The organism is Mesorhizobium bavaricum, assembly GCF_056781655.1.
On the sequence record NZ_CM165566.1, the window covers coordinates 1,479,296 to 1,505,005 of the forward strand.

The following is a 25,710-nucleotide window of genomic DNA, read 5'->3' on the forward strand; positions in this document are numbered from 1 at the left end:
GCTCACGTCAGGCGATAGCATTTCCAGTGCGGCTTTGCCGAAACCCCCGACTTGCCGGCTGTAAGCTTGACTTCCTCCACGGGCGACATTCAATGCATCCGGAATTGCTGCGAGGGGGTCGAGACAGATGGATTTTGCGTTTCCGTGGCCAATGAGCCAGGGCGAATGGCTCGCCTGGTCGAGCGCCGTCGTCACCGTGCTGCTCGGCCTTTTGTTTTTTCTGGCGCCTGGCCTGGCCTTCCGGATCCTGCGGCTGCAGGTCAAGCCCGAGAAGGTGGCGGCGATCGCCGAGGGGCGCGGCAGAATGTCGGGCTTCTATCTGGGCGTCGGCCTGTGCTGCATCCTGCTTGCGCAGCCGCTGGTCTACATGACGCTTGGCTTCTCCTGGCTGTTCACCGCGTTCGGGCGGCTGCTGTCGATGATGTCGGATGGCGCAAACACGCCTTTCAATTGGGTGTCCATTGTGGTGGAATTGGCATTGGCGGCGCTGCCGCTCGCCTTCGCCTTCGGCTTTCTGCCTTGAATCCCTTGGGTTTCCGGGGTGGAAGACGGGGTTCTTTTGCCGGATGCGACAATAGTGCCTGAAAACCATGCGGAACGACGCATTGCGGTCTTAAAATGCCTGTGCTAGACGGCAATCGACTTTCGGCCGGGGATAGCGGAAGCCGCGCCTCCGTGCTTGAAAAAATGCAGTAAGGTCAAAGATTTAGCCAGAGTTTTTGCTCGCGCCAACAATCTGCGGCCTGTCAGACAAGAGAAAAGACGGTCCGTGGCTCAATCGTCATCGCCAATCTCAGGTGTCGCAGAACGCTATGCGGGTTCGCTGTTCGAACTCGCCCTGCAGGCAAATTCCGTGGCCAGGGTCGAAGCCGACCTCAACAGCTTCGAGACGATGCTCGCGGGCAGCGCCGACCTCACCCGGCTGATCAACAGCCCGGTGTTTTCCAGCGAGGACCAGGCCAAGGCCATCGCGGCGATCGCTGACAAGGCCGGGATTGCCGGTCTCACCGGCAATTTCCTACGGGTTGTAGCAAGAAACCGCCGATTGTTCGCCATCCCCGGCATGATCAGGGCGTTCCGCCAGATCGCCGCCGAACATCGTGGCGAGACCGCTGCTGAAGTGACGTCGGCGCACGAGCTGACCGCAGCCCAGCAGACTGAACTCAAGGCGGCGCTGAAGAGTGTTGCCGGCAAGGACGTGGCCATCTCCGTCACTGTCGATCCGTCACTGCTCGGCGGACTGGTGGTCAAGATGGGCTCGCGCCAGATCGATACGTCGCTCAAAACCAAACTCAATTCGCTCAAGCTTGCACTGAAAGAGGTCGGCTGATGGACATCCGCGCCGCGGAAATTTCCGCAATTCTGAAAGACCAGATCAAGAATTTCGGCAAGGAGGCCGAGGTCTCCGAAGTCGGACAGGTGCTGTCCGTCGGTGACGGTATCGCCCGCGTCTACGGCCTCGACAATGTCCAGGCCGGCGAGATGGTCGAGTTCCCCGGCGGCATCCGCGGCATGGCGCTCAACCTCGAAGCCGACAATGTCGGCGTCGTCATCTTCGGCGCCGACCGCGACATCAAGGAAGGCGACATCGTCAAGCGCACCGGCGCCATCGTCGACGTTCCGGTCGGCCCCGGCCTGCTCGGCCGCGTCGTCGACGCGCTCGGCAATCCGATCGACGGCAAGGGCCCGATCAAGGCAGTCGAGCGCAAGCGCGTCGACGTCAAGGCGCCCGGCATCATCCCGCGCAAATCGGTGAACGAGCCGATGTCGACCGGCCTCAAGGCCATCGATGCACTGATCCCGGTCGGCCGCGGCCAGCGCGAGCTGGTCATCGGCGATCGCCAGACCGGCAAGACCGCCATCATCCTCGACACGATGCTCAACCAGAAATCGGTGCACGACAACGGTCCCGAGAAGGAAAAGCTGTACTGCGTCTATGTCGCCGTCGGCCAGAAGCGCTCGACCGTGGCGCAGTTCGTCAAGGTGCTGGAAGAGCGCGGCGCCCTCGAATACTCGATCATCATCGCCGCCACCGCGTCCGATCCGGCGCCAATGCAGTTCCTGGCGCCGTTCGCCGGCTGCACCATGGGCGAATATTTCCGCGACAACGGCATGCATGCGCTGATCAGCTACGACGATCTGTCGAAGCAGGCCGTCGCCTACCGCCAGATGTCGCTGTTGCTGCGCCGCCCGCCGGGCCGCGAAGCCTATCCGGGCGATGTGTTCTACCTGCACTCGCGCCTGCTCGAGCGGGCCGCCAAGCTCAATGACGATTTGGGCGGCGGGTCGCTGACCGCCCTGCCGATCATCGAGACGCAGGCCAACGACGTGTCGGCCTATATCCCGACCAACGTGATCTCGATCACCGATGGCCAGATCTTCCTCGAAACCAACCTGTTCTTCCAGGGCATCCGTCCGGCCGTCAACGTCGGCCTCTCGGTCAGCCGCGTCGGTTCGGCCGCGCAGATCAAGGCGATGAAGCAGGTTGCCGGCTCGATCAAGGGCGAGCTCGCGCAGTACCGCGAAATGGCGGCCTTCGCACAGTTCGGCTCGGATCTCGACGCTGCCACGCAGCGCCTGCTCAACCGCGGTTCACGCCTGACCGAACTCCTGAAGCAGCCGCAGTTCTCGCCGCTGAAGACGGAAGAGCAGGTCGCGGTGATCTTCGCCGGCGTCAACGGTTATCTCGACAAGCTGCCGGTCAACCAGGTCGGCAAGTTCGAGCATGGCCTGCTCAGCCACATGCGTGCGGCAGGCAAGGACGTGCTCGAGGCCATCCGCAAGGAAAAGGCGCTGTCGGACGATCTGCGCGCCAAGCTGAAGGCCGAGATCGACGCTTTCGCCAAGACCTTCGCCTGAGCGAAGCGCCAGTCCGGATGAGACAAGACGGGATCAGGTTTGAAGCATGCCTTCATTAAAAGACCTTCGTAACCGTATCGCCTCGGTCAAGGCGACGCAGAAGATCACCAAGGCGATGCAGATGGTCGCCGCGGCGAAGCTGCGCCGTGCGCAAGAGGCAGCGGAAGCGGCGCGCCCCTATTCGGAGCGTATGGGTTCGGTGCTGGCCAACATCACCCAGGCGATCGGCGGCGGTGGCGATGCCCCGGCGCTGATGACCGGCACCGGCAAGGACGACGTGCATCTGCTCGTCGTCTGCACCGCCGAGCGCGGCCTGTGCGGCGGCTTCAATTCGCAGATCGCCCGCCTTGCCCGCGACCATATCCGCAGGCTTTTGGCCGACGGCAAGCAGGTCAAGATCATCTGCGTCGGCAAGAAGGGTTTCGATATCCTGCGCCGCGACTATGCGTCGATGATCATCGACCGTGTCGACCTGCGCGAGGTCAAGACGCTCGGTTTCGTCAATGCCGACGCGATCGCCAAGAAGGTCATCCACCTCTTCAACGAGGGCGGCTTCGACATCTGCACACTGTTCTATTCGCAGTTCAAGTCGGTGATCAGCCAGATCCCGACCGCGCAGCAGATCATTCCGGCCGGTCTCGCGTCGGCTCCGGCCGAGGCGATGGATGGCGGCAGCGCCGTCTATGAATACGAACCGGAGCCGGGCGAAATCCTCGCCGATCTCATTCCGCGCAACATCTCGGTGCAGGTTTTCCGGGCGCTGCTCGAAAACGCGGCCGGCGAAATGGGCGCCAAGATGAGCGCCATGGACAATGCGACGCGCAACGCCGGCGAGATGATCAACAAGCTGTCGATCACCTACAACCGTCAGCGGCAGGCGCAGATCACCAAGGAACTGATCGAAATCATTTCGGGCGCCGAGGCGCTCTAGGCGCGGTTCGCGGGTCATCGGCCCGCGACCGGACCGCGTGAGAAACAAAGGACGAAAAAGGGTAAAGACGATGGCGAAAGCAGCGACCCCCAAGACGGCGGCCCCCAAGGCAGCAGCCGCGAAGACCGCAGCCCCCGCAAAAGCGGCGGCGAAGGCTCCAGCTGCGAAGGCAGCTCCGGTAAAGGCCGCCGCGGCCAAGGCATCGGCAGTGGCCACTAAGGCAACCGGCGTTGTCGGCAAGGTCCGCCAGGTGATCGGCGCCGTTGTCGACGTGCAGTTCGGCGATCACCTGCCGGCGATCCTGAACGCGCTCGAGACGACCAACGTCGGCAACCGCCTGGTGCTCGAAGTCGCCCAGCATCTGGGTGAAAACACCGTGCGCTGTATCGCCATGGACTCGACCGAGGGTCTGGTGCGCGGCCAGGAAGTGCGTGACACCGGCGCCCCGATCACCGTGCCGGTCGGCCCGGGCATGCTCGGCCGCATCATCAACGTCATCGGCGAGCCGGTCGACGAAGAAGGCCCGGTCGATGCAACCGAAATGCGTTCCATCCACCAACCGGCTCCGACCTATGTCGAGCAGTCGACGGAAGCACAGATCCTGATCACCGGTATCAAGGTGCTCGACCTGCTGGCTCCCTACGCCAAGGGCGGCAAGATCGGCCTGTTCGGCGGCGCCGGCGTCGGCAAGACCGTGCTGATCCAGGAACTGATCAACAACATCGCCAAGGCGCATGGCGGCTATTCGGTGTTCGCCGGCGTCGGCGAGCGCACCCGCGAAGGCAACGATCTCTATCACGAGTTCATCGAGTCCGGCGTCAACAAGAAGGGCGGCGGCGAAGGCTCCAAGGCGGCACTCGTCTATGGCCAGATGAACGAACCGCCGGGCGCGCGCGCCCGCGTCGGCCTGACCGGCCTGACCGTTGCGGAATATTTCCGCGACCAGGGCCAGGACGTGCTGTTCTTCGTCGACAACATCTTCCGCTTCACGCAGGCGGGTTCGGAAGTGTCGGCTCTGCTCGGCCGTATCCCGTCGGCCGTCGGCTATCAGCCGACGCTCGCCACGGACATGGGCGCGCTGCAGGAGCGCATCACCACCACCACCAAGGGCTCGATCACCTCGGTGCAGGCGATCTACGTGCCTGCCGACGACTTGACCGACCCGGCGCCGGCGACCTCGTTCGCCCACCTTGACGCGACGACGACGCTCAACCGCGCCATCGCCGAGAAGGGTATCTACCCGGCCGTCGATCCGCTCGACTCGACCTCGCGCATGCTCGACCCGCTGGTCGTCGGCGACGAGCACTACGGCGTCGCGCGCCAGGTGCAGTCGATCCTCCAGCGCTACAAGTCGCTGCAGGACATCATCGCCATCCTGGGTATGGACGAGCTGTCGGAAGAGGACAAGCAGACGGTGGCCCGCGCCCGCAAGATCGAGCGCTTCCTGTCGCAGCCCTTCTTCGTCGCCGAAGTGTTCACCGGCGCGCCGGGCAAGCTGGTCGACCTCGCCGACACCATCAAGGGCTTCAAGGGTCTCTGCAATGGCGACTACGATCACCTTCCGGAAGCTGCCTTCTATATGGTCGGCGGCATCGAGGAAGCGGTCGAGAAGGCACAGCGCCTTGCCGCCGAAGCGGCTTAAGGCAAGCGAATAGCGAATAGGGAGTAGTGAATAGGGGCAATGTGAGCCGGGTAGGTTTTCTAACTACTCGCTATTCACCACTCGCTGTTCGCTAAAGTGATCATGGCTGAAGCTTTCAAGTTCGAACTGGTTTCTCCGGAGCGCCTGCTTGTTTCCGAGCAGGTTGAATCCGTCGTCATTCCGGGCGCCGAAGGCGAGATGACCGTGATGGCGCATCACGCGCCGGTCATGACCACGATCAAGCCGGGTGTCGTCACGGTTAAGACAGCGTCTGGTGGCGAAGAGCGCTACGTGGTGTTCGGCGGCTTCGCCGACATCGTTCCGGCCGGCTGCACGCTGCTGGCGGAATCGGCTGTCGCGGTGAAGGATGTCGACCGCGCCGATCTCGCCCGCCGTATCCAGGAAGCCAAGGAAGACGCCGCAGACGCCAAGGACGACCAGGTCCGAAGCAAGGCGGAACAGTTCCTTAGCCAGCTTACCACGCTGGAAAGCGCCATTCTGCCGGCCTGAAGTTCGCATCAGATGACTGATTGAAAAAGCGGGGCCTTGCCTCGCTTTTTTGTTTGTTGGACAGTCGGCTGCCTTGGCGTGGGGGATGGCCGATGACAGAAGAAGCAGTTGCGCGAGAAACAACCTCGCGATCGAGATGGTCGACGGCCCTTGTGTCGGCCTTTGGCGGTCCGTTCGGCGGGTTTCTCTGGATCGGGAGCGGCAGACTGGCGGTTGCCAGCCTGGTGGTGATCAGCGCCATCAGCTTGGCGCTTATCTACATCGGATTTCCGGTGTTGCCTGGCGTCGATCTTGCCTGGCTGGCCAACCTTTCAGGTATTGCTTTGATGATCCTGTGGGCAGCGCTCGTCGTGCCCTTCGCGCACCGGTACAAGCCGGGCAGGTGGTATGCGCATGGGATTTGGGTGGTGGTGCTTGTCCTGCTTACCTCGCCAGTGCCTGCGCTTGTGATCCGCTCGTTTCTGTTCCAGCCGTTTTCGATTCCGTCCGGCAGCATGGTGCCGACGTTACAGGCCGGCGACTATCTCTTTGTCTCTAAGTTCACATACGGCTACAGCCACTATAGCGTGCCATTCAATTTGCTGCCGATTGAAGGACGCATTTTCGGCGTGGAACCCAAGAGAGGGGACGTGGTGGTGTTCAAATACCCACCCGACCCCGAGATCGACTACATCCAGCGCATCGTCGGCTTGCCGGGCGAAAAGATCCAGATGATCGATGGGGTACTTCACATCAACGATGTAGCCGTTGGGCTCGAGGATGCCGGCACTTTTTCCTACGAGGAAATCTCGCAGCCGGCCAAGCTTCAACAGGAGACCCTGCCGGGAGGTGTGACCCATTTCGTTCTCGACCTGACAGAGAATTCCGTTGGGGATAATACGCGCGTGTTCGAGGTGCCGGAGGACCACTATTTCGTGTTGGGTGACAATCGCGACAATGCCTCCGATAGCCGATTCATGGTCGGCTTCGTTCCCTACGAAAACCTCGTTGGCAAGGCCGCGAGGTTGTTCTGGAATTCGCAAGGCGTGGATTATTCTGCCCGGCAGACGTTGGGTGGTTCGGCCCGCAAATAGGCCTTAGACGCATCAGGTATGAACCAGCGCCAGGTCTGTCATCAGCTATTTGCTGCCTATACCGAGAGCGGCGAGGGCAAGGGCCGGCCCGCCCTGCTTGAGATGGACGATGTGGGTGGCGACGAACTCGATCAGTGTTTGACGCTCGGCGTGGTCCTTGGCGAAGCCGGCGAGGTCGAACACAGCGGCTACCGTCTCTTCCGTCGGCAGCTGCCTGCCAAAAAGCCCGGCCAGTGCCATGTCGAGCGGATCGGTGAAATGGCTCTCCGGCAAGGTCTTGCCGCGTGCCTCGCAGGCCGCGATCCATGCGGCGATCACCAGCGTCAGGTGTTCGGGCGCGGTCCCGGCTTCGATGCACTCCAAGGCGGAAGCGACGATGCGCTGCGGTAATTTCTGGCTGCCGTCATTGGCGATCTGAGCCGTGCGGTGGGCAAGTGCTGTGTTGGCAAAACGCTCGGCGAGTTCCGCGGTGTAGGCGCTGGTGTCGAGCCCGGCATTCTTGGGCAGTGTCGGGATGGCCTCGGCCCAGAGCGCATCGACGAAGGCTCTTATCGCCGGATCGGCGAAGGCGCGGTCGACCGTGGCGTGCCCGGTGAGCAGACCGAGGTAGGCGATGGCCGAATGCGAGCCGTTGAGCAGCCTGAGCTTCATGTCCTCGAAGGGCCTGACGTCGTCGACCATGGTGACGCCGAACAGTTCCCAGGCCGGACGGCCCTGCGGAAAATTGTCCTCGATCACCCATTGGCAGAACGGCTCGGTCATGACCGGCCAAGCGTCGTTGAGCCCGAGCTCGACAGCAATCCGCGCCCGGTCGGCATCGGTGGTTGCCGGCACGATGCGATCGACCATGCTGGAGGGAAACGCGACCTGGTCGGCGATGTGGCTGGCCAGGCCGCTATCGGCCTTCGCTGCGGGCCTGGCATCGCGCAATTGGGCGAATTCGATCAGCAGCCGGTGCAGCGTGGCACCGTTGGCCGGCAGGTTGTCGCAGCACAGCACGGTGAAGGGCGGCGTGCCGGCGGCCTGTCGCCGGGCAAGCGACTCGGCGAGAAAGCCATGCGCTGTCATCGGCATTTGCGGATTTGCCAAATCGTGGACGATGTCGGGATGAGCGGTGTCCAGCCCGCCGCTGGCGGACCTGAGATAGGCTTTTTCGGTGATGGTCAGCGTCACGATGCGGGTGCGCGGATCGGTCAGCGCGGCGAGCACCGCGCCCGGGCCTTCCAGCGCCACCAGCATCGAACCGATTGAGCCTATGACGCGAAGCTTTTCCGCGCCGCTGCTCCTGATTGCCAGCGTGTAGAGCCCGTCCTGCGGCGATAGCGCATCGCGTGTGTCGGCGCTGCGCAGCGATACGCCGACGATGCCCCAATCGGTCTCGCCCGCTGCCAGGCAGTCGTCGACATAGGCGGCCTGATGGGCGCGATGGAAGGCGCCGACGCCGAGATGCACGATGCCCGGGACGACGCGGCTGCGATCATACGAAGGCGTCGCGACCGAAGCCGGCAAGGCGTGTGCCGTCTCGCCGGAGAGGCGTCTGGTCGTCGTGGCGTGGCTGGTCTGGTCGGACGGCATGAAATCGCCTCGGGGATGGTTGGCAAGCGGCGTAACATCCGATTTCTTGCCACACAATGGCTAGAAAAGTCATCATACAACAATCTAATTTTTGTATGTTGACATTATTTCTTGTCGACGCTACCGATAGCGGCCCTGGGAGGATCGTCGTGGCACTGACCAATGCGGATTTGCTGTTTCCCGCCGAGGCGCATCCGCGCTCGATCGCCCGCGATCTCTATGCCGGGATCGAGGACCTGCCCCTCGTCAGCCCGCACGGCCACACCGATCCGCGCTGGTATGCGCTGAACGAGCCGTTCCCGGATCCGGCGCAATTGCTCATCGTGCCGGACCACTACATTTTTCGCATGCTGTTCAGCCAGGGCGTCCGCCTCGAGGATCTCGGCGTAGCGACCCTGGACGGCGCACCGGTGGAGACCGACGGCAGGGCGATCTGGCGGCGCTTTGCCGAAAACTACTTCCTCTTCCGTGGCACCCCGACCCGGCTGTGGTTCGACCATGTGCTGGCGCATCTGTTCGGCATCGACGAACCGCTGAATGCCAGCACTGCCGACCGCCACTACGACACCATCGCGACGCTGCTGCAGTGGGAGAATTTCCGCCCGCGTGCGCTGTTCGAGCGCTTCAACATCGAGGTCATCGCGACGACGGAAGGCGCGCTCGACGATCTCAAATGGCACCAGATGATCCGCGACAGCGGCTGGGAAGGCAAGGTCGTCACCGCCTACCGGCCGGATGCCGTCGTCGATCCCGACTCCGAGGGTTTTTCCGCCAATCTCGATCGGCTCGGCGAGATCACCGGCTGCGACACCGGCAGCTGGGCCGGCTATCTCGATGCGCACCGCCAGCGGCGTGCTTTCTTCAAAAGCTTTGGCGCGACCTCGTCCGATCACGGCCATCCGACGGCCGAGACCGCCAACCTTTCCGATGCCGCTGCCGAAGAGCTGTTCAATCGTGTGCGCCACGGTTCGGACGATGAGCGCGAAAAGCGACTGTTCCGCGCCCAGATGCTGACCGAAATGGCCAAGATGAGCCGGGATGACGGGCTTGTGCTGCAGATCCATCCAGGGTCCTGGCGCAACCATTCGCCTTCCATTTTCCAGAAATTCGGCCGCGACAAGGGTTTCGATATACCGACCCGAACCGACTATGTGGCGGCGCTGAAGCCACTGCTCGACTGCGTCGGCCTGGAACCGGATCTCACGATCATCCTCTTCACCCTCGACGAGACGAGCTATGCGCGCGAACTGGCGCCGCTCGCCGGGACCTATCCGGCGCTGAAGCTCGGGCCGGCCTGGTGGTTCCACGACAGCCCGGAAGGCATGCGGCGCTTCCGCGAGATGACCACCGAGACGGCCGGCTTCTACAACACCGTCGGCTTCAACGACGACACCCGTGCCTTTCCATCGATACCTGCGCGTCATGATGTGGCGCGTCGGGTCGACTGCGCGTTCCTGGCGCGGCTCGTCGCCGAGCACCGGTTGCGCGAGGACGAGGCGCACGAGCTGGCGCGGGAGCTTGCCTACACGCTTGCGAAGAAGGCGTACCGGCTCTGAACCGGTCGCTTTGGTTTCATAAAGGGAGGAAGTCATGTTGCATTTTTCAAAATTGACGGCGGCCACGTTCGCTTTCGGCTCGCTGCTGGTCGGCATTGCCAACGCCGATACCGTGCTGCGCTCGGCCGACACGCACCCCGACGGCTATCCGACGGTCGAGGCGGTCAAATACATGGGCGACCTGATCAAGCAGCGCACCAATGGCCGCTATTCGGTCGAGGTCTATCACTCGGCGCAGCTCGGCGAGGAGAAGGACACGATCGAGCAGACGCAGACCGGCGTCATCGACCTCAACCGTGTCTCGATGGGGCCGTTCAACGGCATCGTTCCGGAAACCGCGGTGCCGTCGCTGCCCTATATGTTCCGCTCGGTCGAGCAGATGCGCCACGTCATGGACGGACCGGTCGGCGACGATATCCTGAAAGCCTTCGAGGCGCATGACCTCGTCGGTCTCGCCTTCTACGATTCCGGCGCGCGTTCCTTCTACAACACCAAGAAGGACATCACCTCGATCGCCGATCTCAAGGGCATGAAGTTCCGCGTCATCCAGTCGGACGTGTTCGTCGACATGGTCAATGCGCTGGGCGCCAACGCCACGCCAATGGCCTATGGCGAGGTCTATTCGGCGCTCGAGACCGGCGTCATCGACGGCGCCGAGAACAACTGGCCGAGCTTCGAATCCGCAAAGCACTATGAGGTCGCCAAGCACTACACCACCGACCAGCACCAGATCGTTCCGGAAGTGCTGGTGATGTCAAAGGCAAGCTGGGACAAGCTCACGCCGGAAGACCAGGCGATCGTCCGGCAGGCGGCCAAGGACAGCGTCGTCAAGATGCGCGAACTGTGGGACGCGCAGGAGAAGAAGTCGCGCGATCTCGTCGAGAAGGCCGGCGTCAAGGTCAGCGAGATCGACAAGCAGCCGCTGATCGATGCCATGAAGCCGGTCTATGACAAGTATCTGTCGACACCCGAGCTGAAGGACCTCGCCGCCCGTATCCAGGCAACCAAGTAGGCCGGTTGCGGGGCCGGGTTTTGCGCCCGCCCCGCGCCATTCCCAGCAAGGATCGGAGGACCGGATGGCGACAGGATCGGTAAAAAGCGAGACGCAGCCGATGGCGCGCGTCAGCGCCGTTCTTTCCAGGATTTGCGATGGCGCGCTCTATCTGGCGGGCATCGGCATGGTCGCCATGACCGCGCTCGTCGCCTACCAGGTGTTCTCCCGTTTCGTGCTCAATTCGTCGCCGAGCTGGACCGAAACCAGCGCCATCATGCTGATGAACTGGTTCATCTTCCTCGGTGCCGCGGTCGGCGTGCGGGAGAACTACCATATGGGGTTCGACGTGCTGCTCTATGTCCTGCCGAAGGGCAGCAAAGGCGCGCTGCGCATGCTTTCCGACCTGATCGCGCTCGGCTTCGGCTTCGGCATGGTCTGGTACGGCTGCAAGCTGGTCGGCCTGACCTGGCACACCATCATCCCAGCGCTCGAACTGCCCGGCGGCTTCGACTATCTGCCGCTGGTCGCCGGCGGCGTGCTGATCTGCCTCTTCTCGGCGGAGCGCATTGCACAGCGCTGGTCAGGCTTGGATATCGACAAGGATATCAATCTCGAAGACGTGCCGGAAATGCCGGTGGTTCAGGAGGCCTGAATGGAACTCTGGATCCTGTTTGGCGTCTTCACGCTGTTGATGTTTGCCGGCACGCCGATCGCGTTCTGCCTCGGCGCTGCGTCCTTCGGCACCGTGCTCTATCTCGGTCTGCCGCCGCTGGTGGTGTTCCAGCAGCTGAAGTCTGGCATGTCAGCGTTTTCGCTGATGGCCATCCCGTTCTTCATCTTCGCCGGCGATCTGATGGTGCGCGGCGGCATCGCGCAGCGCATCGTCTCCTTTGCCGGCTCACTGGTTGGCCATGTCAGGGGTGGGCTCGGCCAGGTCAACATCATCGCCGCCACGCTGTTCGGCGGCATCTCGGGTTCGGCCGTGGCGGAAGCGGCGGCGGTCGGCGGGCTGATGATCCCGCAAATGAAGGCACGCGGCTATGGCGCGGACTATGCCGTCAACGTCACCTCGATGGCGGCGTTGATCGCGCTCCTGTTGCCGCCGTCGCAGAACATGATCATCTATTCGATCGCCGGCGGCGGCAAGATCTCGATCGCCGACCTGTTCACCGCCGGCATCCTGCCCGGCCTTCTGTTCGCGGCGTCGCTGATGGTCACCGCCTATTTCGTCGCCCGTAGCCGCGGCTACCCGGTCGAACAGTTCCCCGGCCTCGCACGCGTCGGCCAGCTGGCTGTCATCGCCGTTCCCGGACTTCTTTTGATCGGCATCATCTTCGGCGGTGTCCGCTCGGGTATTTTCACGGCGACCGAAAGCTCCTGCATCGCCATCCTCTATGCCTTGCTGGTCACCGTCTTCGTTTATCGCTCGATGGCCTGGAGCGACTTCGTCCATGCCACCAAGGGCGCCGTGCGCACCACGTCGATGGTGCTGCTGATCATCGGCACGGCGGCCTCGTTCAGCTGGCTGATGGCCTATCTCAAGGTGCCTGTGCTGCTGATCGCCGGCATGAACGCCATCTCCACCGACCCGCTGGTCGTGCTCTTGCTGCTCAACGTCCTGATGCTGCTGCTCGGCACCTTCATGGACATGGGGCCGATGATCATCATCTGCACGCCGATCTTCCTGCCGCTGGTCACGCATTATGGCGTCGACCCGGTGCATTTCGGCGTCATCACCATCCTCAACCTCGGTATCGGGCTGAACACCCCACCGGTCGGCACGGTGCAGTTCGTCGCTTGCGCGGTCGGCAAGATCACGGTGTGGGAGGCGATGCGCTCGATCTGGCCGTTCTATGGTGCGAGCCTCGTGGTTCTCGGGCTTGTGACCTATATTCCGGCCATCTCGCTCTGGTTGCCGAGCGTGTTCAAATAGGGGGCGACATGGCATCGGATACCACAACCGACCTCAGGGTCGAGAGAAAACCGAAACTGTCGGAGACCGTGGTCGCGGCGATCCGCAAGCAGCTGCAGGCGGGTGAAATCCTGCCCGGCCACAAACTGCCGACCGAGGGCCAGCTGACCGAAACCTTCGGCGTCAGCCGTACCGTCATCCGCGAGGCGCTGGCCAAGCTTGCCGCCGACGGCCTGGTCGAGCCGCGCCAGGGTGCCGGCGTCTTCGTCACCGAGCACATCTCGACGATGTTCGGCGCGCTGGCCGCCGACATGGGCAGCAAGGATTCGATCGCGCTCAACGTGCTCGAGGTGCGGCTGGCGATCGAGATCGAGTCGGCCGGACTCGCCGCCATCCGCCGCAACGCCGCGCAGGAGGCGGCGATCCAGGAGGCCTTCTTCGAATTCGAACGGCTGCTGCTCGCCTCAGAGCCGACCGGTCCTGCCGACCTCGCCTTCCACCGCGCCATCGCCAGCGCCACCAACAACCCGTTCTATGTCGAGATGCTCGACGTGCTCGGCCGGCGCGCCATTCCGTGCGACGTGACCTCGCCCTGGTCGACCGAGCTGGTGCAATCCGACACATACCAGCGTGGGCTGCAGCGCGAGCATCTGGTGATCCTCAACGCGATTACATCAGGCGATGCCGAAGCCGCGCGCGAGGCAATGCGCGCACACCTGACCGCCAGCCAGCAGCGTTATCGCGAACGCCTGCATGCAAGGCAGGTTTTCTATACCAGCTCGGTCAAGGCCGCTGCCGGCGAATGACCCATCTCAAGTCAGGACAGCAATGAGCCAGAGCCATACCGACTACACATCGCGCTTTGCCATCGACCCGGTCGCTGCCGCAGCGATGGGGACTGACGAACTGCGCCATAATTTCCACATTGAACACCTTTTCCAGCCCGGCCGCATCAGCCTGACATACACCCACTATGACCGCATGATCGTCGGCGGCGCCGTGCCGGTGGCGACGCCGCTGCCGCTGGAGGCGATCAAGCCGACCGGGACCAAGGATTTTCTCGATCGCCGCGAGCTGATCGCCGTCAATATCGGTGGCGCAGGCATCATCAAGGCCGGCGGCCAGTCCTATGAGTTGCAGGCGCGCGACATGCTCTATCTCGGCATGAGCAGCAAGGACGTGTCATTCGCCTCGGCGGACAAAGCCCTGCCGGCCAAATTCTATCTGCTCAGCGCGCCGGCGCATCAGGCTTGGCCGAGCCGGCTGATCCGCATCGGCGATGCCAAGCGTCTCGATCTCGGCAGCAAGGATAGCTGCAACGAGCGCTCGATCTTCCAGTTCATCCATGCCGACGGCGCGAAAACCTGCCAGTTGGTCGTCGGCATGACGCAACTGGCGCCGGGTTCGGTGTGGAACACCATGCCGTGCCATGTGCATGACCGGCGCATGGAGGCCTATCTCTATTTCGACCTGGCCGAGACGGCGCGGGTCTTCCACTTCATGGGCGAGCCGGACGAGACACGCCATATCGTCATGGGCAATGAGGAGGCGGTGCTGTCGCCGGGCTGGTCAATCCATTCAGGCGCCGGCACCTCGAACTACGCCTTCATCTGGGCGATGGCCGGCGACAATGTCGACTATACCGATGTCGACCTGGTAGCGTTGGGCGAATTGCGGTGAGCGATCTCTCCGTTTTCAGCCTGGCCGGCAAGCGCATTCTCGTCACCGGCGCCAACACCGGCATCGGCCAGGGCATTGCCGTCTCGATCGCGCGGGCCGGCGGCGCGGTGATTGGCGTTGGGCGTTCCTCGATGGACGATACGGCAAGCAAGGTCGCCGCCGTTGGCGGGCAATTCGGAGCGGTGAGCGCCGACCTTGCCGATACGGCCGCCGCCGGCCCGATGCTGGACCGCGTCTGGGACGAAAGCGGGCCGCTCGACGGACTGGTCAACAATGCCGGCATCATCCGCCGCGCCGATGCCGTCGATCTCAGCGAGACCGACTGGGACGACGTCATGGACGTCAATCTGAAGACGGTTTTCCTGCTCTCCCAATCTTTCGCCAGGCATGTGCTTGCCGGCGGGCGCCAGGGCAAGATTGTCAACATCGCCTCGGTGCTGAGTTTCCAGGGCGGCATCCGCGTCGCATCCTACACCGCATCGAAGCATGGCGTGCTCGGCATCACCCGGCTGCTCGCCTGCGAATGGGCGGCAAAGGGCATCAACGTCAACGCCATAGCGCCCGGCTATATCGAGACCAACAACACGCAGGCGCTGCGTGCCGATCCCGATCGCAGTGCCGCCATCCTGGGGCGTATCCCGGCCGGCCGCTGGGGCGAGCCGGGCGACATCGGCGACGCCGCCGTCTTCCTGCTCGCGCCGGCGTCGAACTACATGCATGGCGCGGTGGTGCCGGTGGATGGCGGCTGGCTGGCGCGATGAGGGGATGGCGATGACTGAGCCGAAGATTTTCGCGCATGCGGGCGAGGGTGCCTGGACGCCGACGCCGGACCGCAACAGGCGGCGTGTTCTTCTGCACACCGATGAGCTGATGATGGTCGAATTCGGTTTCGACAAGGGTGGCGTCGGCGCCCTGCATTCGCACCCGCATGTCCAGGCAAGCTACGTCGCAGAGGGCCGCTTCGAGGTGACCATCGACGGCCGGATCGAAATCATCGCGGCCGGCGGCAGCTTCATCGTGCCGTCCGGCCTGGTGCACGGCGTCAAGGCGCTGGAAGCGGGGCGGCTGGTCGACAGCTTTACGCCGCACCGGGCCGATTTTCTTGCCTAGAGCGGTTCACCGTTTCACGGAAACGCCGCCCCGCTCTATCTCTTCGTTTTGAAGCAATTCCTGACGGAAAACCGTTTCACACTTTTCCTGGAATTGCTCTGGCCGAGGACTTGCCTAGCCAAGGCTGGGAGATCGAGCGTCGGGACTGACCCGCGCCCCGAAGAGGCGCGGGTTGTTGCCTGGGCGCTTGTGGCGCCGCGGTACTCAAGACATGACCGCAGGATGTGAAGCCTGCCCCATCATGGTGAACATAGGCTTAACGCGCCGTACAACCGACGGCTGTCCACTGTCAGGTGATATGCCGAAGCAGGCTGAAAAGCCGCTCGAACGTCTTGCCGTAGGGCGGGCGCAGCAAGCCTCCCGCGCTCAGCCGCGACTGCAGGAAAACCGGCTTCTCCTTGCTGAAGGTGCGGAAACCCCATTCGCCGTGATAGGCGCCCATGCCGCTGGCGCCGACGCCGCCGAAGGGCTGGTTCTCCTGCACCAGATGCAGCATGCAATCGTTGATGGTGACTCCACCGGCGATCGTCTCGCGCAGGATGCGCTGACGGTTGCCGCTGTCGCGACCGAACCAGTAGAGCGCCAGCGGACGGTCCGCCCGGTTCACATGGTCGATCGCCTCGTCGACGCTGGCATATTCGACGATCGGGAGCACTGGGCCAAAAATCTCTTCGCGCATCAGCCGCAGGTTCGGGCCGGCATTGCGGACCAGGGTCGGCAGCAACTTCCGGCTGGTGGCGCCGAACTCTTCATCGGCCGGATTGACCTCGACGATGACGGCACCGGCATCGCGGGCTTCCGTGATCATGTCGCGCAGGCGCTGATAATGCCGGTCGCTGATGATGGCGGTATAGTCGGGGTTGCCGCGCAGGGTCGGGTAGAGCCGCGCTATCGCGGTTGCGAGCTTCGCGGCGACGGTGCCTGCCTGTCCCTGCGGCACCAGCAGATAGTCCGGCGCGATGCAGGTCTGCCCGGCATTCAACAGCTTGCCATAGGCGATGCTGGATGCCGCCGCATCGAGGTCGCAGGATGGATCGAGGATTGCCGGCGACTTGCCGCCGAGTTCGAGCGTGACCGGGGTCAGGTTGGCGGCCGCGGCGATCGCCACCTGGCGGCCGACCGCGGTCGAGCCGGTGAAAAGCAGGTGATCGAAAGGCATCGACACGAAGGCCTTTCCCATCTCAGCATCGCCGGTGATGACGCTGAGCTCATCGGGTGCGAAATGCTCGCCCGCCAGTTGCGCCAGCAAAGCGGAAAAAGCCGGCGTCAGTTCGGACGGTTTGACGAGCACGCGATTGCCGGCGGCAAGCGCCGCGGTCACCGGCGCGACGGCGAGCTGGAAGGGGTAGTTCCAGGGCGACACGATCCCGACGACACCGAGCGGCTGCGGAACGAGACGATTTCTGCCGGGCAGGAACGGCATGGTGGTGGCAACGCGGCGCTCGCGCATCCAGCCCCTGAGATGGGACAGCGCGTGGCGGATGCCAGCGCGCACGACAAACAGTTCCGCAAGGCGCGTCTCGTGCGCAGAGCGGCCGCCAAAGTCGGCGTCGATCGCCGCGCAGATGTCGGCCTCATGCCGCTCGGTCAATGCCAGCAGGCGCTTCAGTCGGTCCATGCGGACGCCAATGTCCGGGAAAGGCTGCGCCTCGAAGGCGGCGCGCTGCAACTGGAATCGCTCGCCGAGAGCATCCTGTCTGGTCTGCAGCATCGCGCCCTCCCTGGCCTGTCGACAAGCTTACATCGCAGCGCGCGAAGGAATCCAGCGGGGGTGCGGGTGTCGCAAGGGAAAGCGCGGCCTCTGTCTCCAGGATGGGCCCCATCGCCGCCATGGCGCAGCCCGACGATGTCAACAGCCGCATCATCGGGTTCCTGCAAAGGGGCGTTGTGGTTGGATGACGGCTGCGCTACTCCAAAGCGCCACGCGGAGAGTCGTTTTGATCGGTTTCCATATCCTCTCCAATCCCCGAAAAATCCAATCCAGCCCGGTGTCCGACTGATGCAGGCACAGGCAGCGAGCATTCGCGCCGAAGATCCCAAGCGGCGCGTCCTGAAGGACGTGTTCGGCTTTGACGATTTTCGTCCCGGCCAGGCCGACGTCATGGATGCGCTGCTGGCCGGGCGCCATGTGCTGGCTGTCATGCCGACGGGCGCGGGCAAGTCGCTCTGCTACCAGGTCCCGGCGCTGGTTCTGGGCGGGCTGACCATCGTCGTTTCGCCGCTGGTGGCGCTGATGCAGGACCAGGTCGCCGCCTTGCGGCTTGCCGGCGTCGCCGCCGATACGATCAATTCCTCGATCGACCGCGAGGCCAATGTCGCCGCCTGGCGCCGCGTCGCGGCGGGCCAGACGCGCCTGCTCTATCTCGCGCCGGAGCGGCTGATGACCGAGCGGATGCTCGACGCGCTGGCCAGGCTCGACGTCAGCCTGATTGCTGTCGACGAGGCGCATTGCATCTCGCAATGGGGACCGGCGTTCCGACGCGAATATGAAGATTTGTCGCGGCTGCGCGGCATCTTCCCCAACGTGCCGATCATCGCGCTCACGGCGACGGCGGACGAGAGCACGCGCACCGACATCGAGGCGCGGCTGTTCGCCGAGCGCGTCGAAACCCTGGTGCTGGGGTTCGACCGGCCGAACATCAAGCTCGGCATCGAGGCCAAGCAGGACAGCAAGCGGCAGCTGCTGAGCTTCGTCGAGCGTCACCCCGGCCGCAGCGGTATCGTCTATTGCCTGTCGCGCAAGAAGACGGAAGAGATGGCGGCCTTCCTCGAGAAGAACGGCGTCACCGCGCTCGCCTACCATGCCGGCATGAGCAAGGAGGCGCGTGACGCCAACCAGAACAGCTTCATGACCCTGTCCGGCGTCGTCATGGTGGCGACCATCGCCTTCGGCATGGGCATCGACAAGCCTGACGTCGCCTATGTCTTCCACACCGATCTGCCGGGCAGCCTGGAGGCGTACTATCAGGAAATCGGCCGCGCCGGCCGCGACGGGCGGCCGGCCGAGGCGCATATGCTGTTTGGCCTTGGCGATATCCGCATGCGGCGGCTGTTCATCGACGACGAGGATGCGCCGCCGGAGCACAAAAGGCGTTCGCATGGCCGGCTCGACACGCTGATCGGCTATTGCGAGACGGCGCAGTGCCGCCGCCAGGTGCTGCTTGGCTATTTCGGCGAGGAAGCCTCGCCTTGCGGCAATTGCGACACCTGCCTCGACCAGGCGCCGCGCGCCGATGGCGGAGCGGAGGCGCGCATCATCCTGTCGGCGGTGGCGCAGAGCGGAGAACGCTTCGGTGCCGGCCATGTCATCGACATTCTGCTTGGTCATGAAACCGAGAAGGTGCTGGCCAGGAACCACCAGCGGCTCGCCAGCTTCGGCAGCGGGGTGGCGCACAAGAAGGATGTTTGGCTGTCGCTGATCCGGCAGCTCGTCGCGGGCGGTTTCCTGGCACCGGATCCGGGCGGCCATGGCGGCCTCGCCATCGCCGAAAAGGGCCATGCGCTTGGCCGTGGCGAGATGCCGTTCCACTACCGCGTCGAGACGCGCAGCCGCTCCTTGCGCGGCAAGATGCGTTCCGCCCAGGCCGCGGATACCGAAGGCGTCGATGCTTCGCTGCTGGCCGCGCTCAAGGCACTGCGGCTGCGGCTTGCCAAGGAGCGCCAGGTGCCGGCCTATGTGGTGTTCTCCGATCGCACGCTGATCGACATGGCCGAACGCTGCCCGCGCGATCTCGACGCCTTGGCCGAAGTGAATGGCGTCGGTGCGGCGAAGCTCAAGGAGTTTGGCCAGGTTTTTCTCGCCGCGATCGCGGGGCATCAATCGGATGGCTCGGCCTGAAGGCATACGCTGAAGATCGTTGGGCTCCGGCGCTGGAAACTGGGGGGCCGAGAGCAGTGAAGATGGGAACGACGTCTACGCCATAGCTCCCTAATTCCACGCTACTGCTCTCTCTGTTTTGTCGCTCGCGTTGCAAGGGGCGCTTGACGACCATCCTACCAGAAGGTAGGTTAAGTCATGAGCAACCTATCCACCACCTCTGATGACATCCTGGCCTGTGCGCGTTCTCTGATCGTCGCTGGCGGCTACAACGGTTTCAGTTATGCCGACATCGCTGATGTGGTCGGGATTCGTAAGGCGAGCATCCATCACCATTTCCCGAGCAAGGTGGATCTGGTCCGAACGCTGGTTGCGCGGTACCGGGAAGAAGCTGAAACGGGGATGGCGAATCTCGAACTCCAAGTATCCGATCCGCTCGAACAGCTTCGGTTCTACGCTGGGTATTGGGAAGCCTGCATCGCGGACGCCAGCGCTCCGTTTTGTGTCTGCGCCCTGCTGGCAAGCCAACTCCCCGTTCTGCCCGAGGAAGTTGGCCTGGAGGTCCGGGCGCATTTCCGCTCCCTGTCAGCGTGGCTGACATCCGTGCTGGAGCGCGGCGCGCGGCACGGCCAACTTCAACTGATGAGTACTCCTCGTGCCGAGGCCGAAGCGTTCATGGCGACGGTTCACGGCGCGATGCTTTCGGCGCGGGCCTATGGCGATCCGAAGATGTTCAGCATCGTGACAGGCCCGCTCTTGCAGCGACTCGCTCCGGCTTCCCTCCAGATACGGTCCTAGATCTCAAACAACCATAGCCGCAATCGCTCGGCGACGTTCGTCGAGAGCCCCTACCTACTAGTTGAAAGGACAATTCAATGACGGTTCACAGTGGCGATTTTTCTCGCGCCAGCCAGGAACAATGGCTCAAGCTCTATTACTTCGCTCGGACGGCGTTCTCGGCTGCCTGGGTGGCGGCTGCCTTCACGGTGGGACAGCATTCCTGGGTGATCGCGGCGGCCTTACTGGTGGCTTATCCTGCATGGGATGCGCTTGCCAATTTTGTCGACGCATCGCGCAGCGGAGGATTGGGACAGAATCGAACGCAGACTATCAACGTCGTGGTTAGTGTGGCGACAATGCTCGCGGTGGCTCTCGCGCTGAAGATGAGCATGAATTGGGTGCTCGGAGTATTCGGCGTATGGGCGATCCTGTCCGGCGTGCTTCAACTCGGCACCGCAATCCGCCGTTGGAGGAGTTATGGTGCGCAATGGGCGATGATCCTGAGCGGAGGGCAGTCAGCGCTGGCAGGTACGTTTTTCATCGTGCAGGCGCGGATGCCGATGCCGCCATCCATCACCAACGTGGCTGGCTATGCCGCGGTAGGCGCCTTCTACTTCCTGGTTTCGGCGGTGTGGCTGAGCGTGAGCCAATCGCGGCGGAAGGCTGCATAGACCCGCCGTCATCGGCTCGACAGCCCAGATCATCTAGGCGCGGCAAGACCGCGGCGGGACTGGGGGTCCAAGAGCAACCTGATCCGACCTTGGTGGCGATCTCTAGCTCTGGCGTAAAATTGGATACCCTGAACGCGCCCGGTTTTGTTCCGAAATGGCGGAGAGGGAGGGATTCGAACCCCCGATGGGCTTGCACCCATGCCGCATTTCGAGTGCGGTGCATTCGACCACTCTGCCACCTCTCCGCGGTCATGGTCGGCCGTTGCCGGCGCGGCGCACTAGATAACGGCTGAACGGGCAGGTTACAAGGCCAATCCGTGAGTTATTTGGCTTGCCTGACAAGCGATGGATTCGTGGCGGTTCTGGTGCAGCGGGAGGCAGGCGGATTTCCCCGCCAGCCGCGCATCCTCGCCTGCAGACAACGGCAATGCCGTCCGGTCTTGTTGACACGGCTGGCTCGCACCCGCCAATAACAGTCTCGGCAACGGCCTCGCCTTGACACGCACTCAACCTTCGGTTAGGGACAGCGCGCAATCGGCGTGGAGGGTTCTTCCGCGCCGCTTGTTTTTTGAACCCGCAGACTGACAAAAAGACGGCCGAACCGCCAGAGGCGGTTCATCAAGGCCGACCGAACAGCGAAAGGCAAAAAATGTTCGCAGTCATTAAAACGGGTGGCAAGCAGTATCGCGTTGCCGCCAACGATCTCCTGAAGATCGAAAAAGTCGAAGCCAATGTCGGCGATATGGTCGAGATCGGCCACGTTCTCGCGCATGGAGAGGGCGAGAATGTCACGTTCGGCGCGCCGTTCGTCGATGGCGCGGTGGTCACCGCCGAAGTCGTCGAACAGGGCAAGAACCGCACCGTCATCGCTTTCAAGAAGCGCCGCCGGCAGAATTCGCGCCGCAAGATCGGCCATCGCCAGCTTTTGACCACCGTGCGGATCTCCGAGATCCTGCTGGGTGGTGCCAAGCCGACGAAGACGGCAGCGGTCAAGGCGCCGAAGAAGGAAGCCAAGGCAGAGGCCGTGACTGAAGCGAAGGCGGAAGCCGCGCCGAAGAAGGAGCCCAAGGCGAAGGCAGCCGAGACCGCGGCAGCGCCGCTGTTCAAGGCGCCGAAGGGCGAGCCGGACGACCTGACCGTGATCAAGGGCATCGGCCCGGTCGCAGCCAAGGACCTCGCCGAGCAGGGCATCATCACCTTCGCGCAGCTCGCCAAGCTGACCGACAAGGATGTCGCCAAGATCGACGAGCACATGCCCTTCAGCGCCGACCAGATCAAGGACTGGCGCGAGCAGGCCAAGGAATTGGCGGCGAAGTAATTTTCTGGCGATCAGGTCGCCGGATCGGACTTGAAACGGAACGCGAACGCGTTCATAAGGCCTTTTAGGCGCCTTGCGGCGCAACGGAGTTAGTTAGATGGCACACAAGAAAGCTGGCGGCTCGTCGCGCAACGGTCGCGACTCGCATTCCAAGCGTCTGGGCGTGAAGAAGTTCGGCGGCGAAGCCGTCATCCCGGGCAACATCATCATTCGTCAACGCGGCACCACGTGGCATCCCGGCGTCAATGTCGGCATGGGCACGGACCATACCCTTTTTGCGCTCGAGACCGGCGCCGTGACGTTCAACAAAAAGGCCAACGGCCGAACCTACGTATCGGTCAACCCGATTGCCAAAGCCGCGGAGTAGCCGGTTCCGCACTAGAACACCGGCGCCCCATCTCGGGAACCGGTGTCTGGCAAAGCCAGGAAAAGGATCAGGGGAGATGGGTTTCCATCTCCCCTTTTTCTTGGCCTGGAGGACTTTCAAATGGTTGCCGAAGCGGAAGATACCGACGACGAAAGTTACGCGATAGACTGCCCGGTCCTGGTCACCGAGCGGCTGGTGATGCGAGCGCCCCGCGAAGACGACATTCCGCAACTGGTCGAGCTTGCCGACAACCGTCATGTCGCCGAAATGCTGGCCCGCATGCCGCACCCCTATGGCGAGGCCGAGGGACGCGCCTTCCTTGCCATGGCGAAGTCGCGCCGTGCCGGCATCGCCTATGCCTTGACGCTGGCCGGCACCGACACCTTCGTCGGCTGTGCCGGTCTCAACACCACCGATCGCGGGCTGGAGCTCGGCTACTGGATCGGCGAGCCACACTGGAAGAAGGGCTATGCGACGGAAGCCGCCCACGCGCTGGTCGACCTCGCCTTCCAGAAGACGTCGATCCAGGTGCTGCATGCCTCGACACGGGTCATCAATCCGGCCTCGCGCCGGGTGATCCACAAGTGCGGCTTCCAGTATGCCGGCCAGGGCATGCTGAACTCGATCGTCGCCGGCCAGGTGCCGGTCGAGCGCTACCGGCTCGACAGGAAGACCTGGACCAGCCTCAGGAACTGGGTGCATTTTTGAGGTGTATCGATATTCAGGTGATGCCGGCCTGCGAATGGCGGTTTCCTGCGCTTCCGGTGCTCACGTACTTTAAGTACGCTCCGTTCCGGTTCTCGGAAGCCACCATTCTCGGCTCGGCCTGACCTGAATCTCGACGCACCTCGCGTCGCATCGAAATCACAGGTTTGAAAAAATCAGCCCAGTTCGACCCATACCGGCAGATGGTCCGAACCGACGGCCTGGCGATCGACCCACAGACGCTGCAGCGATCTGGCAAGCGAAGCGCTGGTGAAGACATAGTCGATGCGCTTGTGGCGGCTGGCATTGGCGGGCTGTTTGGGGTCGACCCAGCTGACCAGGTCGTCGCCGGTGACGTTGAGGCGCAAGGCGGCATCGACGGCAAAGTCGGCGGTCAGCGGCATGCCGAATTCATGGTCCGGCCGGCCGGCGAGTTCGACATATTCGGGCGATCCGGCCAGCATGTTGAAGTCGCCCATACCGACAAAGGCTTCGGGATGCGGCAATTCCGGCAGGCCGATCTCGGCGACGCCGGACAAGGCGCCGCCTTCGAGCGCATAGTTCAACATGCGCTGGCGCAGGAACTGGATCTGGCTGGCACGTTCGACCGGGCTGCGGTGATCGAGATGGATGGAATAGAAGCGGATGAAACCCAACGGCGTCTCGATCAGCGCTTCCAGCGCGCCGCGCTGGAAGTTCATCATCTCGAAGCTGCGGCTGCGCGGCAAAAGCAGGTTGCGCGACAGATGAATGGGCGTCTTCGACAGCACCATATTGCCGAGCTGGAAGGTCGTGGTGATGGCGCGGCCATTCTCGATGCGCGAGCCGATGTTGGCTTCGAAATTGCTGCCATAGACGGCGAAATAGTCGGGCAGCGCCTCGCCGATCTCGGCGACCATGTCGCGGCCGCCGTTCCTGGGGTTGTTGCGGGTCACCTCCTGCAGCGCGATCACGTCGGCGCCGCGCACGGCGTCGGTGATGCGCTCGACATTGTACTGCCCATCAAGGCCGATGCCGTACTGGATGTTGTAGGTTACAAGCTTCATTCCGGCATCTCCGGCCGATCCCTCGCGGCCATTGTCACAAAACGGCCTCGCCCTTCGCCGCGCCTTGGTTTAGAGCAAAGCCGAAGGTTTAGAGCAATGCCGCAAAGCCACTAGCAGAAACTCCACAAGCCCATGAAATTTCTCGATCAAGCCAAAGTCTACATACGCTCCGGCGACGGCGGTGCCGGTTCGGTGTCGTTCCGACGTGAAAAATTCATCGAGTTCGGCGGACCGGACGGAGGTGATGGCGGCCGCGGTGGCGACGTCTGGCTGGAAGCGGTCAACGGGCTGAACACGTTGATCGACTATCGCTACCAGCAGCATTTCAAGGCCAAGACCGGTGTCCATGGCATGGGCCGCAACATGACCGGCGCCAAGGGCGCCGACGTCACGCTGAAAGTGCCGGCGGGAACGCAGGTCTTCGAAGAGGACAACGAAACGCTGATCTGCGACCTGACCGTGGTCGGCCAGCGCTTTCTGCTCGCCAAGGGCGGCAATGGCGGTTTCGGCAACCAGCATTTCAAGACCTCGACCAACCAGGCGCCGCGCCGGGCCAATCCCGGCCTGCCGGGCGAAGAGCTCAACATCTGGCTGCGGCTGAAGCTGATCGCCGATGCGGGGCTGGTCGGGTTGCCCAATGCCGGCAAGTCGACTTTCCTGGCCGCCGTTACCGCGGCCAAGCCGAAGATCGCCGATTATCCGTTCACGACGCTGCATCCCGGCCTCGGTGTTGCCCGCATCGATGCGCGCGAGTTCGTCATCGCCGACATTCCCGGCCTGATCGAAGGCGCGCATGAGGGCGTCGGCATCGGCGACCGTTTTCTCGGCCATGTCGAGCGCACGCGTGTGTTGCTGCATCTGGTCTCGGCGCAAGAGGAAAACCCGGGCAAGGCGTACAAGACCGTGCGCGCCGAACTCGATGCCTATGGCAATGGCCTGACCGACAAGGTCGAGATCGTGGCGCTTTCCCAGGTCGACACGCTCGACGCCGATGCGCGCAAGAAGAAGGTCGCCTCGCTGAAGCGCGCCGCCGGACGCGCACCGATGCTTTTGTCGGCGGTCACCGGCGAGGGCGTCGAAGCGGTGCTGCGGGCGCTGATGGCGGTGGTGGCCGAGGCGCGTGCGAAGATATCGGCCCCGATCGAGACGCGCTGGGACAAGTAG

Annotated in this window: 25 protein-coding genes and 1 tRNA gene; 22 read left to right on the plus strand and 4 right to left on the minus strand. The window is 63.3% G+C overall.

All coding sequences use genetic code 11. The annotated features are described in order from the left end of the window. Positions 1-127: 127 nt before the first annotated feature. From AC1RZR_RS07170 to lepB, 7 genes are all read left to right on the plus strand, one after another. Entirely contained in the window at positions 128-523 is a 396-nt protein-coding gene (locus AC1RZR_RS07170) for an AGROH133_08824 family phage infection protein (RefSeq protein WP_379094941.1), read from the plus strand. 246 nt (positions 524-769) lie between these two features. Further along, positions 770-1,330, plus strand: coding sequence for a F0F1 ATP synthase subunit delta (locus tag AC1RZR_RS07175; protein ID WP_481828091.1), 561 nt, complete (start codon positions 770-772; stop codon positions 1,328-1,330). Beyond that, complete coding sequence (gene atpA / locus AC1RZR_RS07180) at positions 1,330-2,859, plus strand: F0F1 ATP synthase subunit alpha (RefSeq protein ID WP_111548395.1); 1,530 nt, start codon at positions 1,330-1,332, stop codon at positions 2,857-2,859. The genes AC1RZR_RS07175 and atpA overlap by 1 nt, the downstream gene beginning before the upstream one ends. A gap of 46 nt (positions 2,860-2,905) precedes the next feature. Further along, positions 2,906-3,790 (plus strand): F0F1 ATP synthase subunit gamma, encoded by an 885-nt coding sequence (locus AC1RZR_RS07185; RefSeq protein WP_481828092.1) that lies wholly within the window; start codon positions 2,906-2,908, stop codon positions 3,788-3,790. A 70-nt stretch (positions 3,791-3,860) separates the two neighbouring features. Beyond that, positions 3,861-5,432 (plus strand): F0F1 ATP synthase subunit beta, encoded by a 1,572-nt coding sequence (gene atpD, locus AC1RZR_RS07190; RefSeq protein WP_481828093.1) that lies wholly within the window; start codon positions 3,861-3,863, stop codon positions 5,430-5,432. A 102-nt stretch (positions 5,433-5,534) separates the two neighbouring features. Beyond that, entirely contained in the window at positions 5,535-5,942 is a 408-nt protein-coding gene (locus AC1RZR_RS07195; protein WP_379100003.1) for a F0F1 ATP synthase subunit epsilon, read from the plus strand. Positions 5,943-6,034: 92 nt separating this feature from the next. After that, complete coding sequence (gene lepB / locus AC1RZR_RS07200) at positions 6,035-7,015, plus strand: signal peptidase I (protein ID WP_481828094.1); 981 nt, start codon at positions 6,035-6,037, stop codon at positions 7,013-7,015. Positions 7,016-7,060: 45 nt separating this feature from the next. On the opposite strand, the gene AC1RZR_RS07205 is transcribed toward lepB, so the two are convergent. Then, complete coding sequence (locus AC1RZR_RS07205; protein WP_481828095.1) at positions 7,061-8,590, minus strand: mannitol dehydrogenase family protein; 1,530 nt, start codon at positions 8,588-8,590, stop codon at positions 7,061-7,063. A gap of 95 nt (positions 8,591-8,685) precedes the next feature. Here AC1RZR_RS07205 and uxaC point away from each other — a divergent pair, with 95 nt between their 5' ends. The 8 genes from uxaC (at position 8,686) to AC1RZR_RS07245 (ending at position 15,842) form a co-directional block, all read left to right on the plus strand. Further along, entirely contained in the window at positions 8,686-10,146 is a 1,461-nt protein-coding gene (uxaC, locus tag AC1RZR_RS07210; protein WP_481828096.1) for a glucuronate isomerase, read from the plus strand. 34 nt (positions 10,147-10,180) lie between these two features. Next, positions 10,181-11,158: a TRAP transporter substrate-binding protein gene (locus tag AC1RZR_RS07215; RefSeq protein ID WP_481828097.1), complete on the plus strand. Its 978-nt coding sequence runs from the start codon at positions 10,181-10,183 to the stop codon at positions 11,156-11,158. 64 nt (positions 11,159-11,222) lie between these two features. Then, entirely contained in the window at positions 11,223-11,792 is a 570-nt protein-coding gene (locus AC1RZR_RS07220; RefSeq protein WP_481828098.1) for a TRAP transporter small permease, read from the plus strand. Continuing rightward, positions 11,793-13,073 carry a TRAP transporter large permease gene (locus AC1RZR_RS07225; RefSeq protein ID WP_477269057.1) on the plus strand — a complete coding sequence of 427 codons (1,281 nt, stop codon included), beginning with the start codon at positions 11,793-11,795 and terminating at the stop codon, positions 13,071-13,073. 8 nt (positions 13,074-13,081) lie between these two features. Beyond that, positions 13,082-13,858: a FadR/GntR family transcriptional regulator gene (locus tag AC1RZR_RS07230; protein WP_481828099.1), complete on the plus strand. Its 777-nt coding sequence runs from the start codon at positions 13,082-13,084 to the stop codon at positions 13,856-13,858. A 22-nt stretch (positions 13,859-13,880) separates the two neighbouring features. Then, positions 13,881-14,732, plus strand: coding sequence for a 5-dehydro-4-deoxy-D-glucuronate isomerase (gene kduI / locus AC1RZR_RS07235; protein WP_481828100.1), 852 nt, complete (start codon positions 13,881-13,883; stop codon positions 14,730-14,732). After that, a complete protein-coding gene (gene kduD / locus AC1RZR_RS07240) occupies positions 14,729-15,493 on the plus strand; it encodes a 2-dehydro-3-deoxy-D-gluconate 5-dehydrogenase KduD (RefSeq protein ID WP_481828101.1) in 765 nt (254 codons plus the stop codon). The genes kduI and kduD overlap by 4 nt, the downstream gene beginning before the upstream one ends. 10 nt (positions 15,494-15,503) lie before the next feature. After that, on the plus strand, positions 15,504-15,842 hold the full coding sequence (locus tag AC1RZR_RS07245; RefSeq protein ID WP_481828102.1) for a cupin domain-containing protein: 339 nt from the start codon (positions 15,504-15,506) through the stop codon (positions 15,840-15,842). Positions 15,843-16,131: 289 nt separating this feature from the next. Here AC1RZR_RS07245 and AC1RZR_RS07250 read toward each other — a convergent pair whose 3' ends face one another. Next, positions 16,132-17,553: a coniferyl aldehyde dehydrogenase gene (locus AC1RZR_RS07250; RefSeq protein ID WP_481828103.1), complete on the minus strand. Its 1,422-nt coding sequence runs from the start codon at positions 17,551-17,553 to the stop codon at positions 16,132-16,134. A 288-nt stretch (positions 17,554-17,841) separates the two neighbouring features. Between AC1RZR_RS07250 and recQ the strand changes: the two genes are divergently transcribed. The 3 genes from recQ (at position 17,842) to AC1RZR_RS07265 (ending at position 21,110) form a co-directional block, all read left to right on the plus strand. After that, the gene (gene recQ, locus AC1RZR_RS07255; RefSeq protein WP_481828104.1) at positions 17,842-19,680 is read left to right on the plus strand and encodes a DNA helicase RecQ; all 1,839 of its coding nucleotides are present in this window, start codon (positions 17,842-17,844) and stop codon (positions 19,678-19,680) included. A 177-nt stretch (positions 19,681-19,857) separates the two neighbouring features. Then, entirely contained in the window at positions 19,858-20,457 is a 600-nt protein-coding gene (locus tag AC1RZR_RS07260) for a TetR/AcrR family transcriptional regulator (RefSeq protein WP_481828105.1), read from the plus strand. A 77-nt stretch (positions 20,458-20,534) separates the two neighbouring features. Continuing rightward, the gene (locus tag AC1RZR_RS07265) at positions 20,535-21,110 is read left to right on the plus strand and encodes a DUF308 domain-containing protein (protein WP_481828106.1); all 576 of its coding nucleotides are present in this window, start codon (positions 20,535-20,537) and stop codon (positions 21,108-21,110) included. 155 nt (positions 21,111-21,265) lie between these two features. Here the strand turns inward: AC1RZR_RS07265 and AC1RZR_RS07270 are convergent. Beyond that, a tRNA-Ser gene (locus AC1RZR_RS07270) sits at positions 21,266-21,355 on the minus strand. A 404-nt stretch (positions 21,356-21,759) separates the two neighbouring features. Between AC1RZR_RS07270 and AC1RZR_RS07275 the strand changes: the two genes are divergently transcribed. From AC1RZR_RS07275 to AC1RZR_RS07285, 3 genes are all read left to right on the plus strand, one after another. Continuing rightward, a complete protein-coding gene (locus tag AC1RZR_RS07275) occupies positions 21,760-22,428 on the plus strand; it encodes a 50S ribosomal protein L21 (protein WP_481828107.1) in 669 nt (222 codons plus the stop codon). A 97-nt stretch (positions 22,429-22,525) separates the two neighbouring features. Further along, entirely contained in the window at positions 22,526-22,795 is a 270-nt protein-coding gene (gene rpmA, locus AC1RZR_RS07280) for a 50S ribosomal protein L27 (protein WP_013529063.1), read from the plus strand. 120 nt (positions 22,796-22,915) lie between these two features. Beyond that, the gene (locus tag AC1RZR_RS07285) at positions 22,916-23,503 is read left to right on the plus strand and encodes a GNAT family N-acetyltransferase (RefSeq protein WP_477269066.1); all 588 of its coding nucleotides are present in this window, start codon (positions 22,916-22,918) and stop codon (positions 23,501-23,503) included. 173 nt (positions 23,504-23,676) lie between these two features. Here AC1RZR_RS07285 and AC1RZR_RS07290 read toward each other — a convergent pair whose 3' ends face one another. Further along, entirely contained in the window at positions 23,677-24,546 is an 870-nt protein-coding gene (locus tag AC1RZR_RS07290) for an endonuclease/exonuclease/phosphatase family protein (RefSeq protein ID WP_481828108.1), read from the minus strand. Positions 24,547-24,678: 132 nt separating this feature from the next. On the opposite strand from AC1RZR_RS07290, the gene obgE reads away from it, so the two are divergent. Next, positions 24,679-25,710, plus strand: a complete 1,032-nt coding sequence (obgE, locus tag AC1RZR_RS07295) for a GTPase ObgE (RefSeq protein WP_477269068.1) — start codon at positions 24,679-24,681, stop codon at positions 25,708-25,710.

What these genes read in the sequence shown, in the direction of transcription:
- AC1RZR_RS07170 (WP_379094941.1), top strand. Translation starts at nt 128, where the DNA reads ATGGATTTTGCGTTTCCGTGGCCAATGAGCCAGGGCGAATGGCTCGCC.
- atpA (WP_111548395.1), top strand. Translation starts at nt 1,330, where the DNA reads ATGGACATCCGCGCCGCGGAAATTTCCGCAATTCTGAAAGACCAGATC.
- AC1RZR_RS07185 (WP_481828092.1), top strand. Translation starts at nt 2,906, where the DNA reads ATGCCTTCATTAAAAGACCTTCGTAACCGTATCGCCTCGGTCAAGGCG.
- atpD (WP_481828093.1), top strand. Translation starts at nt 3,861, where the DNA reads ATGGCGAAAGCAGCGACCCCCAAGACGGCGGCCCCCAAGGCAGCAGCC.
- AC1RZR_RS07195 (WP_379100003.1), top strand. Translation starts at nt 5,535, where the DNA reads ATGGCTGAAGCTTTCAAGTTCGAACTGGTTTCTCCGGAGCGCCTGCTT.
- lepB (WP_481828094.1), top strand. Translation starts at nt 6,035, where the DNA reads ATGACAGAAGAAGCAGTTGCGCGAGAAACAACCTCGCGATCGAGATGG.
- AC1RZR_RS07205 (WP_481828095.1), bottom strand. Translation starts at nt 8,590, where the DNA reads ATGCCGTCCGACCAGACCAGCCACGCCACGACGACCAGACGCCTCTCC.
- uxaC (WP_481828096.1), top strand. Translation starts at nt 8,686, where the DNA reads ATGTTGACATTATTTCTTGTCGACGCTACCGATAGCGGCCCTGGGAGG.
- AC1RZR_RS07215 (WP_481828097.1), top strand. Translation starts at nt 10,181, where the DNA reads ATGTTGCATTTTTCAAAATTGACGGCGGCCACGTTCGCTTTCGGCTCG.
- AC1RZR_RS07220 (WP_481828098.1), top strand. Translation starts at nt 11,223, where the DNA reads ATGGCGACAGGATCGGTAAAAAGCGAGACGCAGCCGATGGCGCGCGTC.
- AC1RZR_RS07225 (WP_477269057.1), top strand. Translation starts at nt 11,793, where the DNA reads ATGGAACTCTGGATCCTGTTTGGCGTCTTCACGCTGTTGATGTTTGCC.
- AC1RZR_RS07230 (WP_481828099.1), top strand. Translation starts at nt 13,082, where the DNA reads ATGGCATCGGATACCACAACCGACCTCAGGGTCGAGAGAAAACCGAAA.
- kduI (WP_481828100.1), top strand. Translation starts at nt 13,881, where the DNA reads ATGAGCCAGAGCCATACCGACTACACATCGCGCTTTGCCATCGACCCG.
- AC1RZR_RS07245 (WP_481828102.1), top strand. Translation starts at nt 15,504, where the DNA reads ATGACTGAGCCGAAGATTTTCGCGCATGCGGGCGAGGGTGCCTGGACG.
- AC1RZR_RS07250 (WP_481828103.1), bottom strand. Translation starts at nt 17,553, where the DNA reads ATGCTGCAGACCAGACAGGATGCTCTCGGCGAGCGATTCCAGTTGCAG.
- recQ (WP_481828104.1), top strand. Translation starts at nt 17,842, where the DNA reads ATGCAGGCACAGGCAGCGAGCATTCGCGCCGAAGATCCCAAGCGGCGC.
- AC1RZR_RS07260 (WP_481828105.1), top strand. Translation starts at nt 19,858, where the DNA reads ATGAGCAACCTATCCACCACCTCTGATGACATCCTGGCCTGTGCGCGT.
- AC1RZR_RS07265 (WP_481828106.1), top strand. Translation starts at nt 20,535, where the DNA reads ATGACGGTTCACAGTGGCGATTTTTCTCGCGCCAGCCAGGAACAATGG.
- AC1RZR_RS07275 (WP_481828107.1), top strand. Translation starts at nt 21,760, where the DNA reads ATGTTCGCAGTCATTAAAACGGGTGGCAAGCAGTATCGCGTTGCCGCC.
- rpmA (WP_013529063.1), top strand. Translation starts at nt 22,526, where the DNA reads ATGGCACACAAGAAAGCTGGCGGCTCGTCGCGCAACGGTCGCGACTCG.
- AC1RZR_RS07285 (WP_477269066.1), top strand. Translation starts at nt 22,916, where the DNA reads ATGGTTGCCGAAGCGGAAGATACCGACGACGAAAGTTACGCGATAGAC.
- AC1RZR_RS07290 (WP_481828108.1), bottom strand. Translation starts at nt 24,546, where the DNA reads ATGAAGCTTGTAACCTACAACATCCAGTACGGCATCGGCCTTGATGGG.
- obgE (WP_477269068.1), top strand. Translation starts at nt 24,679, where the DNA reads ATGAAATTTCTCGATCAAGCCAAAGTCTACATACGCTCCGGCGACGGC.